Origin of the sequence: Gemmobacter nectariphilus DSM 15620 (genome assembly GCF_000429765.1) — a bacterium.
Classification (GTDB): Bacteria; Pseudomonadota; Alphaproteobacteria; order Rhodobacterales; family Rhodobacteraceae; genus Wagnerdoeblera; species Wagnerdoeblera nectariphila.
Genome location: NZ_AUCM01000005.1, coordinates 172,557 through 187,716, shown reverse-complemented (window position 1 = coordinate 187,716; position 15,160 = coordinate 172,557). Strand labels below are relative to the sequence as shown.

At 68.1% G+C, this 15,160-nt stretch carries 18 protein-coding genes and 1 tRNA gene; 6 read left to right on the top strand and 13 right to left on the bottom strand.

From position 1 onward, the window contains the following. Positions 1-4: 4 nt before the first annotated feature. The 3 genes from G481_RS0105905 to G481_RS0105895 are packed head-to-tail and all read left to right on the top strand — an operon-like array spanning position 5 to position 953. Positions 5-511, top strand: coding sequence for a hypothetical protein (locus G481_RS0105905; RefSeq protein ID WP_028029201.1), 507 nt, complete (start codon positions 5-7; stop codon positions 509-511). Further along, positions 508-732, top strand: a complete 225-nt coding sequence (locus tag G481_RS0105900) for a hypothetical protein (RefSeq protein ID WP_028029200.1) — start codon at positions 508-510, stop codon at positions 730-732. Before G481_RS0105905 ends, G481_RS0105900 begins: the two co-directional genes overlap by 4 nt. Then, the gene (locus G481_RS0105895) at positions 729-953 is read left to right on the top strand and encodes a hypothetical protein (protein WP_028029199.1); all 225 of its coding nucleotides are present in this window, start codon (positions 729-731) and stop codon (positions 951-953) included. Before G481_RS0105900 ends, G481_RS0105895 begins: the two co-directional genes overlap by 4 nt. Positions 954-1,439: 486 nt before the next feature. On the opposite strand, the gene G481_RS0105890 is transcribed toward G481_RS0105895, so the two are convergent. Next, positions 1,440-1,515 (bottom strand) — tRNA-Ala (locus tag G481_RS0105890). Between the two features lie 167 nt (positions 1,516-1,682). Here G481_RS0105890 and G481_RS0105885 point away from each other — a divergent pair. From G481_RS0105885 to mobB, 3 genes are read left to right on the top strand one after another with little or no spacing between them, the layout of a single operon-like run. Next, the gene (locus G481_RS0105885; RefSeq protein ID WP_028029198.1) at positions 1,683-2,567 is read left to right on the top strand and encodes a formate dehydrogenase accessory sulfurtransferase FdhD; all 885 of its coding nucleotides are present in this window, start codon (positions 1,683-1,685) and stop codon (positions 2,565-2,567) included. Continuing rightward, complete coding sequence (gene mobA / locus G481_RS0105880) at positions 2,560-3,180, top strand: molybdenum cofactor guanylyltransferase MobA (RefSeq protein WP_028029197.1); 621 nt, start codon at positions 2,560-2,562, stop codon at positions 3,178-3,180. Before G481_RS0105885 ends, mobA begins: the two co-directional genes overlap by 8 nt. Positions 3,181-3,193: 13 nt before the next feature. Beyond that, complete coding sequence (gene mobB / locus G481_RS22985; RefSeq protein ID WP_028029196.1) at positions 3,194-4,954, top strand: molybdopterin-guanine dinucleotide biosynthesis protein B; 1,761 nt, start codon at positions 3,194-3,196, stop codon at positions 4,952-4,954. A 4-nt stretch (positions 4,955-4,958) separates the two neighbouring features. Here the strand turns inward: mobB and G481_RS26340 are convergent, their stop codons facing one another. The 12 genes from G481_RS26340 to G481_RS25005 all read right to left on the bottom strand — a co-directional run bounded on the left by G481_RS26340 (position 4,959) and on the right by G481_RS25005 (position 15,146). Continuing rightward, complete coding sequence (locus tag G481_RS26340; protein WP_169728711.1) at positions 4,959-5,096, bottom strand: hypothetical protein; 138 nt, start codon at positions 5,094-5,096, stop codon at positions 4,959-4,961. After that, complete coding sequence (locus G481_RS22980) at positions 5,093-6,202, bottom strand: Mrp/NBP35 family ATP-binding protein (RefSeq protein ID WP_084450671.1); 1,110 nt, start codon at positions 6,200-6,202, stop codon at positions 5,093-5,095. Before G481_RS22980 ends, G481_RS26340 begins: the two co-directional genes overlap by 4 nt. Positions 6,203-6,205: 3 nt before the next feature. Then, positions 6,206-7,213 carry a formate dehydrogenase subunit gamma gene (locus tag G481_RS22975; RefSeq protein ID WP_035025251.1) on the bottom strand — a complete coding sequence of 336 codons (1,008 nt, stop codon included), beginning with the start codon at positions 7,211-7,213 and terminating at the stop codon, positions 6,206-6,208. Positions 7,214-7,227: 14 nt separating this feature from the next. Next, complete coding sequence (gene fdh3B, locus G481_RS0105855; protein WP_028029195.1) at positions 7,228-7,830, bottom strand: formate dehydrogenase FDH3 subunit beta; 603 nt, start codon at positions 7,828-7,830, stop codon at positions 7,228-7,230. Between the two features lie 16 nt (positions 7,831-7,846). Next, a complete protein-coding gene (locus G481_RS0105850; protein ID WP_028029194.1) occupies positions 7,847-10,816 on the bottom strand; it encodes a formate dehydrogenase subunit alpha in 2,970 nt (989 codons plus the stop codon). Between the two features lies 1 nt (position 10,817). After that, a complete protein-coding gene (locus G481_RS22970; protein WP_028029193.1) occupies positions 10,818-11,066 on the bottom strand; it encodes a hypothetical protein in 249 nt (82 codons plus the stop codon). Between the two features lie 13 nt (positions 11,067-11,079). Continuing rightward, positions 11,080-11,697, bottom strand: a complete 618-nt coding sequence (locus tag G481_RS0105840; RefSeq protein WP_245594930.1) for a TorD/DmsD family molecular chaperone — start codon at positions 11,695-11,697, stop codon at positions 11,080-11,082. 96 nt (positions 11,698-11,793) lie between these two features. Next, entirely contained in the window at positions 11,794-12,369 is a 576-nt protein-coding gene (locus G481_RS25010) for a DUF3306 domain-containing protein (RefSeq protein ID WP_051294328.1), read from the bottom strand. Continuing rightward, on the bottom strand, positions 12,366-12,911 hold the full coding sequence (locus G481_RS0105830) for a DUF3305 domain-containing protein (protein ID WP_028029191.1): 546 nt from the start codon (positions 12,909-12,911) through the stop codon (positions 12,366-12,368). The genes G481_RS25010 and G481_RS0105830 overlap by 4 nt, the downstream gene beginning before the upstream one ends. Beyond that, complete coding sequence (locus G481_RS0105825) at positions 12,908-13,891, bottom strand: DUF6352 family protein (protein ID WP_028029190.1); 984 nt, start codon at positions 13,889-13,891, stop codon at positions 12,908-12,910. Before G481_RS0105825 ends, G481_RS0105830 begins: the two co-directional genes overlap by 4 nt. Further along, entirely contained in the window at positions 13,888-14,445 is a 558-nt protein-coding gene (locus G481_RS0105820; protein WP_028029189.1) for a DUF6505 family protein, read from the bottom strand. The genes G481_RS0105825 and G481_RS0105820 overlap by 4 nt, the downstream gene beginning before the upstream one ends. After that, the gene (locus G481_RS25005) at positions 14,439-15,146 is read right to left on the bottom strand and encodes a biotin/lipoate--protein ligase family protein (RefSeq protein WP_051294327.1); all 708 of its coding nucleotides are present in this window, start codon (positions 15,144-15,146) and stop codon (positions 14,439-14,441) included. The genes G481_RS0105820 and G481_RS25005 overlap by 7 nt, the downstream gene beginning before the upstream one ends. Positions 15,147-15,160: the final 14 nt, after the last annotated feature.

The following is a 15,160-nucleotide window of genomic DNA, read 5'->3' as shown; positions in this document are numbered from 1 at the left end:
ACCCGTGAACGCCTTTCCCTTTGACCGATCCGCGACGATGAAAGCCGCCGCTGCCGAGCGCCTCGCCCGTTTCGCGGAATGGACCGGCACCACGCCGCCCGAGCGCATCCTTGACGGCGAAGGGGCCGAGGCGACCTTTTCCGATGCCCTGCTGGCCTATGCCGAGGCCGAGGGCCTTAGCCTGGATTGGCTTTGGCTGGCAGACGACAAGGGCCTTGTCATGGCCTGCCACAATGCCGCGAAGGCCGAGGCCGCCCGCAAGGCGCTGCCCCCGGCTTGCAATGCGAGGTTTGCCGCGCTGGATGGCGTTCTGGACGCCATAGACGAACTGGCCAAGGTGCAGGACATGCTGGAACTGCTGTTCATGGCTGGTGAAGGGATTGCCCGATCCGACCGCACCACGGGTTCCGCGATTGTCCGGGGCGCCGGTATGGCGCAACACGCCCTAGCCGCCGCCCGTGACCTTCTGGACGATGCCCGCGCCGCCATGGTCAATGGGGGCGAAGCATGACCCGGCTTGAAACCCCGTGGCACAACGTCATGGCCGCCGCCAGCATCGTGCAGGCGCATGTTCTGGCGCAGGACAGCACGGCGCGGGGCGCTGCCGTGTTCGGGCTGGACTACCTGCCCACTGATGGGCTTGTGACCGCCTGCAAGCTGCTGGCCGAACTGTTCGGGGTGCTGGAAGAACTGCCCTGGGATGATGCAGAGACGAAAGAGGGCGCAGCATGACCGCCCTACATGCGCCGCCCCGCCCCCGCGCTGCATCGCCTGCGGAAAACGTGCGGATTGCCCTGCACACAGTCCAGCAACGCATCCTTGCAGCGGAAACCAGTCTGGATCCTGACCGGATGTTCGGGGCGTGGGCGCTGGGCCGGGCCGACCTGGAACACGCCGCGCACCTTCTGGCCGAGGCGCTGACAGAACTGGATGGGGTGAACTGGTCCGACTGACTGCCTTCCATCTTCACGGCATCAAGGCCCTGCCCAGCGCGGGGCCTTTGTCATTACCGCGCGCCGTGTCGCAATGTCGCGGGTGTAGCAGGGGGCGGCGCCCAGTGTCGCAATGTCGCGGGTGTCGCAAGGCGCACAAATCGCAGGAATCGCGGGAATCGCAACGGGGACCGGGGCCGCGAAGGTGCCACGACCAGCGTTAGACCTTGCCCGACCAGCCCGGCGCTGGCGCGAAGGTATGGCGACTGTCACCATGCCTTGCCGCACCTTGCCGCTCGGGCGGGGGTGTCGCTACTGCCGATGCCCTGTGGCTGGCCGATCTGGCGGGCGCGAGCGGCTGGCCGGTGACTTTCCGACCGGGGGCGAAGTCTCGCACGGTATCGTGAAGTTGCAGGGCATCTAGCGCGCGGCGTGGGGCAAAACGTGGGGCGCAGAAAATCGCGGCTCGAATTTCGCCAGCGTTTTCAACGTATTGCGGAAAGTGACTGGTGGAGCAGAGGGGGATCGAACCCCTGACCTCGTCATTGCGAACGACGCGCTCTCCCAACTGAGCTACTGCCCCAGTCGCGCGGGTTCTGAACCATGGATGCGCGATTGTCAAGGGGCGCGACGGTGGCGGCTGGCGATGTTTTCGGGCCAGGATGCAAGGGGCGCAGCGCCATGGAACTGGTGTCTGCGGCTGTGTTAGGGTGACGCCGCGCGACAGGGCCTTGTGGCAAGGAGAGGCGGATGCCAGTTTCAGACCAGCCGGGCTATGTGATTGCCCCAAGCCCTGATGATGACCGGCTTACGCGCAAGGTGATCGGCCACGATCACACCGGGGCCGAGGTCGCGCTGGATGTGGTGGTCGAACGCCCCCTGTCGATCTGGCTCAATTCACGAGAGATCGTCACGGCCATGACCATCGGGGATTACCCCGAATACCTGGCCCTGGGTTTCCTGCGCAATCAGGGCATGTTGCCCGATGGCACCGCGGTCACGGCCGTCGACTACGACGATTACGCCGAGGCCGTGGTGGTCAGGACCGACCGCGAAACCGATTTCGAGGCCAAGCTGGCGCGCAAGACCCGCACATCGGGCTGCGCGGTGGGCACGGTCTTTGGCGACATGATGGAGGGGCTGGAAGGGCTGCGCCTGCCTGCGGCCGAACTGCGCAGCTCGTGGCTTTACGATCTGTCGCGGGTGATCAACACGACCCCCAGCCTCTATCTGGGCGCGGGGGCGATCCATGGCACGGTGCTGTGCCGGCAGAGCCGCCCGCTGGTCTATATGGAAGATGTCGGGCGCCACAATGCGGTGGACAAGATTGCCGGCTGGATGTTCAGCGAAGGCGTCGGGGGTGATGACAAGATCCTCTATACCACCGGGCGGCTGACCTCGGAGATGGTGATCAAATGCGCCCATATGGGGATCCCGGCGCTGGTCTCGCGCTCGGGCTTCACCGCCTGGGGGGTCGAGATTGCGCGCCAGCTGGGCATGGTGCTGATCGGCCGGCTGCGCGGGCAGCGCTTCGTCTGCCTGTCGGGCGAGGAGCGGCTGATCCGCGATGCCGACCTTGCCAGCGTTGCCGCCGAAGATCGCCGATCGGCCCGCAAGGGGGCATCGGATGACTGAGCGGGTTCTGGGCACCATCCTTGCGGGCGGGCAGGCCCGGCGCATGGGCGGGGGCGACAAGGGGCGGCTGGATCTGGGCGGCCAGAGCCTGATCGCCGAGGTGATCCGCCGCCTGACCCCGCAATGCGGCGCCGTGGTGCTGAATGCGAATGGCGATCCGGGGCGGTTTGCAGACCTGGGTCTGCCGGTGGTTGCCGACAGTATCGCCGGGCATCCGGGGCCGCTGGCCGGGGTCCTGGCCGGGATGGATCATGCGGCGGCGGCCGGGTTCAGCCATGTGCTGACGGCTGCGGCCGACACGCCCTTTGTGCCGCACGATCTGGGCGCGCGGCTGGCGGCCAGCGCCAAGGGCAAGCCCATCGCGCTGTGCGCAACGCGCGAAGAGGGGCGGCTGATCCGCCAGCCGACCTTTGGCCTGTGGCCCGTGGCGCTGCGCGACGATCTGCGGGCGGCGTTGCAGGACGGGGTGTCCAAAGTGGTCGTCTGGGCCGACCGGCATGGCTATGCGCTGGCGGAATTTGCCACGGACCCGCATGATCCGTTCTTCAACGTCAATACCCCGGCCGATCTGGAACTGGCGCGGCGGATATGGCAAGGCATGACGGCGGGCTAGGCGGGAACGGGCGATGAGGGTTTTCGGGATCACCGGGCGCAAGAACTCGGGCAAGACCACGCTTGTCGTGCGCCTGATCGAGGAACTGACCGCGCGGGGTCATACGGTTTCCACCGTCAAGCATGCCCATCACGACACCGACATCGACCAGCCCGGCCGCGACAGCCACCGCCACCGCGAGGCCGGGGCGCAGCAGGTGCTGCTGGCCTCGCCCCGCCGCTGGGCGCTGATGCGCGAGCTGCGCGGGGCGCCCGAGCCGGAACTGGACCAGCTGCTGACCCGGCTGGAACGTGTCGATCTGGTGCTGGTCGAGGGGTTCAAGCAGGCCGGTCATCCGATGATCGAGGTCTGGCGGCAGGCGACCGGAACCGCCCCGCTGGCGCCCGAGTTTCCGGCGATCCGGGCGCTCGCCTCGGATCAGGGCGATGGGGGGACGGGGCTGCCGGTCTTTGCCCCCGACGACATTCCCGCGATGGCCGATTTCATCTTGCGCGAAACCGGGCTGGACAAGGTGCGGCGCCGTGCCTCGTCGATGCCGCCGGGGGTGGACTGGACGCCGGTCGATCAGGTGCTTGATCGGCTGCGGGCGGGTATCCAGCCCATCGAGGGGGCGCTGGATCTGCCGCTGTGGCAGGCCGCGGGCCATGTGCTGGCCGAGGATGCGCTGGCCCGGCTCAGCCATCCGCCGCGGCCGAATTCGGCGGTCGATGGCTATGGCTATGCGTTCGGCACGGTCGATTTCGCGGCCGGTCCGGTGCCGCTTGCCATGGGCCGCGCGGCGGCAGGTCAGCCATGGCCCGGCGTTCTGCCGCCCGGTCAGGCGCTGCGCATCCTGACGGGGGCGATCTTGCCGCCGGGGGTGGATACGGTGGCCTTGCAAGAACATGCCCGCCTTGAGGGCGAGCGCCTGACCATCGCCCGTGCGCCGGCCAGGCGCGGGGCAAATACCCGTGCCGCAGGCGAGGATATGGCGGCGGGCACGGTCGCACTGCGGGCCGGGACGGTGCTGCGCGCGCAAGAGATCGGGCTTGCCGCCGCGCTGGGGATCGCGTCCTTGCGTGTGCGGCCCCGGTTGCGGGTCGGCGTTCTGTCGACCGGCGAGGAACTGGTCGGGCATGACACGCCCGAGCTGCCGGCCGGCGCGATCCCCGATGCGAACCGGCCGATGCTGCTGGCGGCGCTGGCGCGGCTGGGGTTCATCCCGGTCGATCTGGGCATCTGCCGCGACCGGCCGGATGATCTGCGCGCGGCGCTGGACGGGGCAATCGGCCGCGTGGATGCGGTGCTGACCTCGGGCGGGGCCTCGCAGGGCGACGAGGATCATGTCTCGGCCCTGCTGCGGGCCGAGGCCGAGTTGCAGGACTGGCGCATCGCGGTCAAGCCAGGCCGCCCGCTGGCGCTGGCGCATTGGCGCGGGCCGGGCGGGCAGCGGGTGCCGGTGTTCGGTCTGCCGGGCAATCCGGTGGCGGCGATGGTCTGCACGCTGGTCTTTGCGGTGCCCGCGCTGTTCCAGCGGGCTGGCGCCGGCTGGCGCGCGCCGGTCGGGTTCGACGTGCCGGCGGGGTTCGCGCGGGTCAAACAGGCCGGGCGGCGGGAATACCTGCGCGCGCGCCTTGCACCCGATGGCCGGGCCGAGGTGTTTTCGTCCGAAGGGTCGGGCCGCGTCTCTGGCCTGTCCTGGGCGGATGGTCTGGTCGAACTGCCGGACGGATTTGCCGACATCCGCCCCGGCGATCCGGTGCGCTATATCCCGTGGTCCGGCTTCGGGCTGTGACGCCTTAATCCCCCGCAGCGGTCAGGCGCACACCGCCGGTCGCATAGATCGTCTGAGCGTCGATCTGTTCCCGATCCAGAACCATTTGCGCGGCTATGGCCAGCACCACGGCCACCAGGCAGCCCAGAAGCACGGATTTCATCGGAATACTCCCCTTGACGTGGCCGTGCCGGTCAGCAAGGCCCGGTCCTTCATTTCATGGGCCAGCCGCCCGGCGATTTCGGCCATGGCCATGCCCACCGCGCCATCGGGGTCGGTGGCCAGCAGCGGGCGCCCCAGATCGGCCGAGCGGCGCAGGTCCATCGTCAGCGGCACGGCCCCCAGAAAGTGCACGCCGATCCGCGCGGCCTCGGCCCTGGCGCCGCCATGGCCGAACACCTCGTGCCGGCCGCCGCAATCGGGGCAGATGAACTGCGACATGTTCTCGATCACGCCCAGCACCGGCACATCCAGCTTGCGGAACATCGCGATCCCGCGCCTTGCGTCGATCAGCGCCAGGTCCTGCGGGGTGGACACGATGACCGCCCCCTTGAGCGGGCTGTTCTGCGCGACCGCCAGCTGCGCATCGCCCGTGCCGGGGGGCATGTCCACCAGCAGCACATCCAGTTGGCCCCAGTCCACCTCGGTCACCAGCTGAACGATGGCCGAGGTGATCATCGGCCCCCGCCAGATCATCGCGGTATCGGGATCGACCAGATTGCCAACCGACAGCGCGCTGAGCCCCCAGGCCTGCATCGGCAGCAGACGGCGCCGGTCGGCGGCCATGCGCGGCTTGCCGGTCAGGCCCAGCAGGGTCGGCACAGACGGTCCATAGACATCGGCATCCAGAATGCCCACCGTCAGCCCAAGCCGCCGCAGCGCAAGCGCCAGGCTGACCGTGGTGGTCGATTTCCCGACCCCGCCCTTGCCCGACGCGACCGCAATGACGGCGCCAACCCCGGCCAGCGGGGCGGGGGCGGTCAGGCGCGGCGGCTCGGCCCGTTCGGCAGTCAGCATGACCAGCGCGCGGGTGATGCCGGGCAGGGCCAGCGCCGCAGTTTCCGCCTGGGCGCGGACGGGTTCAAAGGCGGCCGCCTCGTCCGGCGTGACACGGATCGAGAAACTGACCTTGCCCGCCCCGTCAAAGACGATGTTGCCCAGTCGCGCACCAAGCCCCGTATCGCCGCCCGGAAGCGCGATGCCCGAAAGGGCAGCGCGCAATTCTGCGCTCTGCCCTTCGGTCTGCGAGGGATGGCCCGTCGTGGACATGACCTATTCCGCCGGGGTCGCGCCCGTTGGCGGTGTGCGGGGCGTCGTCCCCTTGGCCATTTCTTCCTTGAGCCACAGCGAATGGTGCTGCTCGGCCCAGTTCACATCCACCTCGCCAGTGGTCATGGCCTCGAGCGCGCCTTCGGACCCGGCAGTGGCGATGTAGATGTGGCCGATGGTCATGGCGATCAGCCCGGCGGCGGCCAGGGCATGCACGACCTGCGCGGCCTGCCATTGCAGCGGGCTGCCCAGCAGATAGGGGAACATCAGCGCAAGACCCGTCACCGCGACCGCCGAGCCGCCAAGGACGACGGCCCAGAACACGACCTTTTGCCCCGCGTTGAACTTCGTTGCCGGCGGATGGGCGCCGTTCTTCAAAAGCCCGCCGCCCGCCTTGAACCAGGCAATGTCCAGCCGCGACGGCATGTTGTGGCGCACCCAGACCAGGAAGGTCAGTACGACGCACAGCATGAAGGGCCATGCCAGATAGTTGTGCGCCAGCTTGCCCCAATGGGTCGCGGTGCCAAAGGCCGCCTCGCCCAGCCAGGGCTGCACGACATAGCGCCCGATGGCCACATTCAGCCCGCTGAGCGCCAGCACCACAAAGCTGGACGCCATGGTCCAGTGCATCACCCGTTCAAAGATGTTGAACCGGGTGATGGTGCGGCCCGAGCGGCCCTTGTCGATCTCCAGCCGCCCGATGCGCAGATAGAAGATCACGACGACGGCCAGGGTCACCAGCACGGCGGCAATGATGACCCAGTCGATCACCTCAAGGTTCAGCCACATCCAGACCTTGTTGGTGGGCTTTTCCAGATCGGCGGCGCTCTGGTTCGGAATGGTGATGCGCCCGCGGATGGTGTCGCCGAATTTCAGCGCGTCCAGCAACTGACCTTCGGTGACGGATCGGGCGGTCGGGTTGATCGCCTCGGTCGATTGCGCGGCGGCCCGTCCGGCGCCAAGGCCGATGGCGGCCAGCGCGGCGATGATCCGGGTGGTGGTTCTGGTCATGGTCCGTTCCCCCCTCAGGCCGATACGTCGATGGCTGCGCCGTAGGCCGTCTTCCAGCCCCAGGCGCCCGAGCCATAGCCGCGCGTGACGACACGTTCGCGGTAGATTTCGGCGATGATGTCCCCGTCACCGGCCAGCAGCGATTTGGTGGAGCACATTTCGGCACATAGCGGCAGCTTGCCTTCGGCCAGACGGTTCGCGCCGTATTTCTCGTATTCCTCGACCGACAGATCCTCTTCGGGGCCGCCCGAGCAATAGGTGCATTTGTCCATCTTGCCGCGCGATCCGAAGTTGGAGACCTTGGGATACTGGGGCGCGCCAAAGGGACAGGCGTAGAAGCAATAGCCGCAGCCGATGCAGGTGTCCTTGTTGTGCAGGACCACCCCGTCATTGGTGGTGTAGAAGCAGTTCACCGGGCAGACCTGCGCGCAGGGCGCATCGGTGCAATGCATGCAGGCCATGGACACCGACCGCTCGCCCGGCAGGCCATCGTTGATGGTCACGACACGGCGCCGGTTGATGCCCCATGGCACCTCGTGTTCGTTCTTGCAGGCCGTGACGCAGGCGTTGCATTCGATGCAGCGATCCGCGTCACAGAGGAATTTCATGCGGGCCATTTCGGTGGTTCCTCCCTTACGCGGCTTCGATCTGGCAAAGCACGGCCTTGCCTTCGTGCATCCCGGTCACCGGGTCATAGCCATAGGTGGTCACGGCGTTGACGGATTCGCCCAGCACGATGGGGTCGGCACCGGCAGGATAGTTGCCCCGCTGATCCTCGCCCATGAACCAGCCGCCAAAGTGGAACGGCATGAAGGCCACGCCCGGCGCCACCCGTTCGGTGACCAGCGCCTTGACGCGCACCTTGGAATTGCCCTCGGTGCCATAGACCCAGACCCAGCCGCCATCGGTGATGCCGCGGGCGGCTGCATCCTTGGGGTTGATCTCGCAGAACATGTCCTGCTGCAATTCGGCCAGCCACGGGTTGGATCGGGTTTCCTCGCCGCCCCCTTCGAATTCGACCAGTCGGCCCGAGGTCAGCACGATCGGGAAGCGTTCGAACACCTTGTCCTGCACCGCCTTGGACTGGATGGTGAAGCCGATGTTCGGCATCCGCATCTGGCGCCCGTCTTCGCGCGTGGGATAGTCGGCGACCAGATCGGGGCGCGGGGTATAGATCGGCTCGCGGTGGACCGGCACCGGGTCAGGCAGGTTCCAGGCGACGACCCGCGCCTTGCCGTTGCCAAAGGGCACGCAGCCGTGCTTGATCGCCACCCGCTGGATGCCGCCCGACAGGTCGATCGACCACGACACCTTGCCCATCGCCTCGGGATCGCCGCCACCGATGCGGGTGATGGTCGCCAGCTCGTCGGCCGTCAGATCGGCGTCCCAGCCCAGCTTTTGCAGCACGGCATAGGTGAATTCGGGATAGCCGTCCTGAATTTCCGATCCCACCGGCCAGCTGTCCTCGGCCAGCAGGGACACCCCTTCGCGTTCCAGCCCAAAGCGCGGGCGGAAGGCGCCGCCACCTTCGGCTACCGGAATGTTGGGGTTGTAAAGGATATGGGTGCCGGGATGCTTCATCTCGGGCGTGCCCCAGCACGGCCAGGGCAGGCCGTAATAGTCGCCGCCAACCTCGGGGTCGTCCTTGGGGGCGCGCAGGGTGATGACGTCGAACTTGTCCTGATTGCGCATATGCGCCTTGAGCCGTTCCGGGGACTGGCCGGTATAGCCGGTGGACCAGCCGCCGCGGTTGATCTCGCGCAGGATGGATTCTGCCGTCGGTTCAGCCGAAAACTTGCCCTGCACCATCTCGTAGGGCTTGAACATTTCCTGGGCAAAGCCAAGCCGTTCAGCCAGCCGATACATCACCGCATAGTCGGTATCGGATTCAAAGATCGGATCGACGACCTTTTCGCCCCATTGCACGGATCGGTTGGACGCGGTGCGCGACCCTGCGGTTTCAAAGTTGGTGCAGATCGGCAGCAGATAGGTGTTGTCGCCGCGCGAATGCAACGAGGCGAAGTTGGTCGGGTGCGGGTCGGCCACCACCAGCAGATCCAGCGCGTGCATCCCTTCCTGGGCGGATTTCATCCGGGGAATGGTGTTCGCACCATGGCCGAAGACGACCATCGCCTTGATGCCGTCGGCCTGGTCCACATCATCGGCCGGCAGCAGCGCCGCATCGAACCAGCGGGTCGAGGGGATGCCCGAGACGTTCATGTTCTGCTCGCGCGTGCGGGCAGGGCGGCCCTGCTTTTCCGGCACTTCGTCGAACCGGCTGACCAGATAGTCATAGGGCACGCCCCAGACGCGGGACCAGTGTTTCCACGCGCCGGCGGCCAGACCGTAATAGCAGGGCAGGTTGCCCACATCGAGGCCCATGTCCGTCGCGCCCTGCACGTTGGTATGGCCGCGGAAGATGTTCGCCCCGGTGCCCATGGACCCGACGTTGCCGGTCGCCAGCAGCAGCGTGCAATAGGCGCGCACGTTGGCGGTGCCCACCGTGTGCTGCGTGCCGCCCATGCACCAGATGAAGGTGGCGGGGCGTTCCTGGGCAAAGGTCCTGGCGACGCGCTCCAGCACCTCGCCCTTGATGCCGGTCACACGCTCGACCTCGGCGGGGGTCCATTTCGAGATTTCCTTGCGCGCCTCGTCAAAGCCATAGACGCGCTTGCGGATATACTCCTTGTCTTCCCAGCCGTTCTCGAACACATGCCACAAGATGCCCCAGATCACGGCAATGTCGGTGCCGGGGCGGATGCGGATGTATTCGGTCGCATGGGCGGCGGTGCGGGTGAAGCGCGGGTCCAGCACAAAGACATTGGCGCGCTGGGTTTCCTTGCCCGACAGGATGTGCTGCATGGCGACCGGATGCGCCTCGGCCGCGTTCGAGCCCATGAAGATCACGGTCTTGGCGTTGCGGATGTCGTTGTAGCTGTTGGTCTGGGCGCCATAGCCCCAGGTGTTGGCCACGCCCGCAACGGTGGTCGAATGGCAGATCCGTGCCTGGTGGTCGACATTGTTGGTGCCCCAGAAGGCGGCGAACTTGCGGAACAGATAGGCCGCCTCGTTGGTGAACTTGGCCGAGCCCAGCAGATAGACCGAATCCGCGCCGGATTTCTGGCGGATCTCCAGCATTTTGGCGCCGATCTCGTCGATGGCCTGATCCCACGAAATGCGGACCCAGTCGCCGCCGACCTTCTTCATCGGGTATTTCAGCCGGCGATCGCCATGCACCAGCTCGCGCGAGGAGGCGCCCTTGGCGCAATGCGATCCGCGGTTGATCGGGCTTTCAAAGGCAGGTTCCTGCCCGACCCAGACGCCGTTCTGCACCTCGGCGATCACCGAACAGCCGACCGAGCAATGCGTGCACATGTTCTTGAGCCGCTCGGCGGGTTTGGAATGGTCATGCACTGCTGCCGCTTCGGCCGGGGCGAACATGCGCGGGGCCAGCGCGGACAGCGCGGCCAGCCCGCCCACTGTGACGCCCGACCGGCGCAGGAACGACCGGCGGTCCAGCTTGCGCTGCCCCATGCCGACAAAGGCCTGCGCCAGCGCGCCGCCGGATTGAAGGGATGCGGAATCCTTGCGTTTGGTCAGCATGTCACTTCATCCCCTCGGGCCAGACCAGCTGGTTGACGTGGTAGTATTCCTTCACATGCGCGCTGTCGGGCTGATAGCGCGCCTTGGTGCGTTCATCGCCCGTCTCGCTGGCCAAGACCGGCAGCGCGGCCCCGCCGGCCAGCCCGGCTGCCGCCAGTCCCAGCGAGGCACCAAAGAACCCGCGCCGGCCGATGCGCGGGCCCTGCGGGGCGGCGGCTTGCGCAAGCGCGCGGTCGTTGCGGTCAGTCATGGCGTCTCCTCCGTCATGCGATGGCGCGTTCCTGCGCGGCAAGCGCAAAGCCCTGGGTTTCGATGGCGATGAATTCACGGCCCACGCGGGCCAGGGCCGCGTAGAACCGCGCGGCTGGCGCATTGGCCAGATCCTCGAAGAACGCTGCGGCCCATGGGGCCAGATGGCGGGCGAAGAATTCGCCCTGCGATGGCCCCGGCCCATGGCCAAGATCGCCCCGCGCATAGGCCGCCATGATCGCGCACAGCAGCGCGATGCGGTCCTCCGGGTCATGGTCGCCGGACTGCCGGGCAATGCCCAGCCGGGCCAGATCGCCGCGCAGCTCGGCCAGCGGGCGTTCGTTCAGAAAGCCCGTGATATAGAACGAGGCATAGGGCAGCAGCTCTCCGCGCCCGACGCCGATGAACAGATCGAAGAATTCGCGCGCGGCGCTGGCGGCGTCCGTGTCGCCCGCCGCCTGTGCCAACCCGCGCCAGGCCCGGCCCAGGGCCGTCTCGTCGCCCGCGACCTCGGCCAGCAGCCCAAGCGTCTGGTCCGAAGGCGCGCCAGACAGAAGCAGCGCAAGAACATCCCAGTTCTCGGCCCTGTTCCGGTCAACCTCGTCCGATGGCATGTGTTCAGCTGGGGTCACGGTTTCAACGTTCCTGGCGCCAAGGCTGGGCAACCTGAGCATGATACACCCGAAACGGGACAAAAGACAATTCTTTGCAGCAATTTGCAGCGCCGGTCACCGGGGCAGCGCGCCGCCATGTCGACGGGGCAGCAAGAGCGGGCTGGCCACGGTCGGGGGGTGGTCGGGTGGCGGGGCGACGGCCTCGGTCTTGGAATGCGTTTCATCGTCCGGGGGATCGGCGGGCGGCAGCGCGCCGGGGTCTTCGGCGGCGGCCAGGGTCGGGGCCTGCACGGGCTGGCGGGTCAGGCCATCAAGCGCAGCCAGGCCGCGTTCGACCGCATCCTTGCCAAGCGCCGCATAGAACCCGTCGGGCCCGGCCCCGGTGTTGAAATCCCAGGCGTAATCGCGCGCCACGTCCAGATGCGAGGCAATGAGCGGGTCCGCCGCCCAGGCCCGCCGCATCGCGGCCTTGCGCAGGGCTGCGGGAACGAAGTCCTGCAGGAATGGCCGGATATCGGTGGTGGCGCCAATGTCATCGAGGGCAGGCAGGGCGGCGATGCGGGCGGCAATCTCGGCCTCGTCGGGCGCCGCCGGGGATTCGGGGGCTTCGTCGGTGGCGGCCGGTTCGGCCTCGGCTGGCTTGCGCGCCTCGGCCTTGCGATCCGACCAGCGGCGGACAAAGCCGCTCATGGCTGGCCCTCGCCGCGCCGGCCGCCAGGGCGATAGCCGCCGGGCAGGATGCGCGGCGCGATCAGGCCGGGATCCTCGGCCTCGATGCTGGAGCGGCGCTTCTTGCGAAACCGCTCTTCTTCGGGGAACAGCGCGGCAAAGGCGGCGATGTGCTCGCGCAGATCGGGCGGCATCGGCAGGGCGGCAACCGTCAGATCGGGGTCGGTCGCCATGGCCTCGCCCTCGAACGGATCGGCGGTGACGGTGTGGATCGCCACACGCGCCGGATCGTCGGCATTCGCCAGCGAGACCCAGATCCGCGGCGGCGCCATCGCCAGGTTCTGGCGCATGTTGGCCGCATCGCCCGGATGCAGGACCAGCGTGGCCGGCCCGATGAACCAGGTTTCCACCCCGTCCTGCGTCGTCGCCATGCGGCTGCGCGGCCCAAGCGGGGGCGGCGGCATCATCAGCGAGGACGGATGCAGCACCCGCCCCGCCCAGCGGGTCGGCGGCGGAAACGATCGGGCCAGAACGGCCAGCGGGATCGTTCGGGCAAGGCTCATGTCGGGCCTCCTAGCGGCAGGCCGCCGATCAGGTTCTGCGGCTTCATCCGCAAGGTCAGATCGGCGCCGGTGCCCAGCATAAGCCATGTCGGCCTGTCGCGCATATGGGAAAGGACAGGCGCGCCGGGCGGAAAATCCAGCGTGAACAGGCCCACCAGCCGCCCCTGCGGCGCCCTGCCGTTCCACAGCGCATTGCCGATCTCGGTGCCCTCGCGCGTCAGGCCGACGAACCAGCCCAGATCGGCGTGATCCTCGCGGCTGACCGGCTGGACCGTGACCGCGATGCGGTGCAGGTGGCGCACAAAGGCTTCGATCGCGCGGGCCAGGCCCAGCCGCGCGGCCGGATCGCCGCCGAAGTTCTGCACCATCGTATGGGCGTCAGAGCGGCTCCACCACGTCCAGGCGTTGTGATCGCCCAGAACGTCCAGCGCCTCGAGCCCGCCATCGAACATTGCGCCCAGCGGGTTGTGGTGCTGGCGGGTCTCGATGTCCTGCGCCAGTTCCAGATCGACCAGATGCAGGTTGCCGTCGCGCAGAAAGCCATGCTGCGGGCGGAACAGGTTTTCCGCCGCACGCAGGGTCTGCACGTCGTCCACCCCGTCCAGCGCATTGCGCAAGATCAGCTGCGCAAGCTGGTCGAGCAGGACCGGCGCGGTCGGAATGCCCTGGCGGATCAGCGCGGCATATCCCCCTTCGACCGACCCTTCGCGCGCCAGCGTATCGCGCAGGGTCAGGAACAGATCCCAGTTCTCGCGCCCGTCCGGGTCTGCGATGGCGGCGATCTGCGCCGCGGTGACGGGCGCGAAGGGATCGGCCAGCAGCCGCGCATGCAGCGCGCGTTCGCCGGCGCAGGCATCCTCTGGCGGGGCCAGTTCCGGGCGCGCCAGCCATGCGGTCAGCAGCTCGGGCGTGACGGCCAGCCAGCCATCGGCCCTGCGCCGTGTCAGATGGTGGCCCGAGGCGACCCAGAATTCCCTCATGCGCTGTCTCCGCGTCTGACTGTGCCGAACAGGTCGAAATCGTCGTCGTCCGTTTCGACAAAGTTGAAGGGGCGGTCGTGCCCTGCCAGCGATGGCGCAGCCCATTGGCTGCCCGCGCGCGGGCGCAGGGCGCGAAAGCGTTCGGTGATGCGCCCTTCGGCATCTTCCTCGCGGTGCAGGGCGATCAGGCGGCCAGCCTCGTGGCCCTTGCACAGATCGGCGGCAAAGGCGATCTCGTCCCGCGCGGCGGCGCGGGCGGTCTGCATGTCCGGCGCGCCAAGGCGGGCGACAAAGGAGGCGGCCAGCTGATCGGTCGCGGTGTCCATTTCGGCGGCTGTCACGGGGGTGACGGTCGCAAGGGTGGAAAAGCCGAAACTTTCGATCCCCAGAAAGGCCGAGCGAAAGGCCACCCGTTCCTTGCGCGTCAGGCTGTCAAAGGGGCGGCCGTGGAACAGAAAGCCGCCCGGCACGGCCCATTCCCCCGGTGCCGCCGCAGGTGCGAACATCAGCCGATCCGATGGATCAAGCTGGATCGTGCGCAGCAAGGCTACCATGCCGGCCCCCCACGTTCCGGATCGCGCCAGCGCGTCTCGTCCAGAACGGACGCCAGCGGGGGCAGCTTCAGCCGCCCGCCCTCGATCCGCGCACCGGCCAGGGCATCGGGCTGCGGCACCCGGTCCAGCACGCGGCGCAGCACGGCATCGGGGCCATGCACCGACCAGCGATCCACGATCAGCTTGAGCCAGGCGGCAAGGCTTTCGATCATCGGCGGCGCTTCGGGGAACTCTTCCTCGGCCAGCGAGGTGCTGTTCGGGAAAAGGCCAGGGTGGTCCAGCCCGTCGCGGCTGGCGGTGATCTCGGCGGCAAAGACGGCCCATTCGGGCAGCCCATCCGGCCCGGCCGGGCCGGTCTGCCAGCGGGTGCCGGCCAACAGCGCGCCATCATACAGCACCCGGTCGGGCCAGCCGATCTCCACCCGCCGCTCGGGCTGGCCATGCTGGGCCAGCGTGTCGCACAGCGCGGCCAGCGCGGCCAGATAGCCCAGATCCGCCTCGGCGGGGGTGGTGGCCAGCGGGGGGCCAGGTTCCAGGATCAGGGCGATGGCCAGAACCCCGCCCGCCTCGCGCCACAGGATGGTTCCGGCGCCTTGGGTGGCGCGGTCGGCGGCCATCGCCAGAATGTCGCCCGCGCCGGCGGCAAAGGCCTGGAACGGCGGGGGCAGCAGCAGGCGGCGGTCGGGTTGGGTGTCGGGCACGGGCGCTTCCTGGG

What these genes read in the sequence shown, in the direction of transcription:
- G481_RS22970 (WP_028029193.1), bottom strand. Translation starts at nt 11,066, where the DNA reads ATGACTGACCGCAACGACCGCGCGCTTGCGCAAGCCGCCGCCCCGCAG.
- G481_RS22980 (WP_084450671.1), bottom strand. Translation starts at nt 6,202, where the DNA reads ATGTCCACGACGGGCCATCCCTCGCAGACCGAAGGGCAGAGCGCAGAA.
- G481_RS0105895 (WP_028029199.1), top strand. Translation starts at nt 729, where the DNA reads ATGACCGCCCTACATGCGCCGCCCCGCCCCCGCGCTGCATCGCCTGCG.
- G481_RS0105825 (WP_028029190.1), bottom strand. Translation starts at nt 13,891, where the DNA reads ATGAGGGAATTCTGGGTCGCCTCGGGCCACCATCTGACACGGCGCAGG.
- G481_RS26340 (WP_169728711.1), bottom strand. Translation starts at nt 5,096, where the DNA reads ATGAAATCCGTGCTTCTGGGCTGCCTGGTGGCCGTGGTGCTGGCCATA.
- G481_RS0105850 (WP_028029194.1), bottom strand. Translation starts at nt 10,816, where the DNA reads ATGCTGACCAAACGCAAGGATTCCGCATCCCTTCAATCCGGCGGCGCG.
- mobA (WP_028029197.1), top strand. Translation starts at nt 2,560, where the DNA reads ATGACTGAGCGGGTTCTGGGCACCATCCTTGCGGGCGGGCAGGCCCGG.
- mobB (WP_028029196.1), top strand. Translation starts at nt 3,194, where the DNA reads ATGAGGGTTTTCGGGATCACCGGGCGCAAGAACTCGGGCAAGACCACG.
- G481_RS22975 (WP_035025251.1), bottom strand. Translation starts at nt 7,213, where the DNA reads ATGACCAGAACCACCACCCGGATCATCGCCGCGCTGGCCGCCATCGGC.
- G481_RS0105820 (WP_028029189.1), bottom strand. Translation starts at nt 14,445, where the DNA reads ATGGTAGCCTTGCTGCGCACGATCCAGCTTGATCCATCGGATCGGCTG.
- fdh3B (WP_028029195.1), bottom strand. Translation starts at nt 7,830, where the DNA reads ATGGCCCGCATGAAATTCCTCTGTGACGCGGATCGCTGCATCGAATGC.
- G481_RS0105900 (WP_028029200.1), top strand. Translation starts at nt 508, where the DNA reads ATGACCCGGCTTGAAACCCCGTGGCACAACGTCATGGCCGCCGCCAGC.
- G481_RS25010 (WP_051294328.1), bottom strand. Translation starts at nt 12,369, where the DNA reads ATGAGCGGCTTTGTCCGCCGCTGGTCGGATCGCAAGGCCGAGGCGCGC.
- G481_RS0105885 (WP_028029198.1), top strand. Translation starts at nt 1,683, where the DNA reads ATGCCAGTTTCAGACCAGCCGGGCTATGTGATTGCCCCAAGCCCTGAT.
- G481_RS0105830 (WP_028029191.1), bottom strand. Translation starts at nt 12,911, where the DNA reads ATGAGCCTTGCCCGAACGATCCCGCTGGCCGTTCTGGCCCGATCGTTT.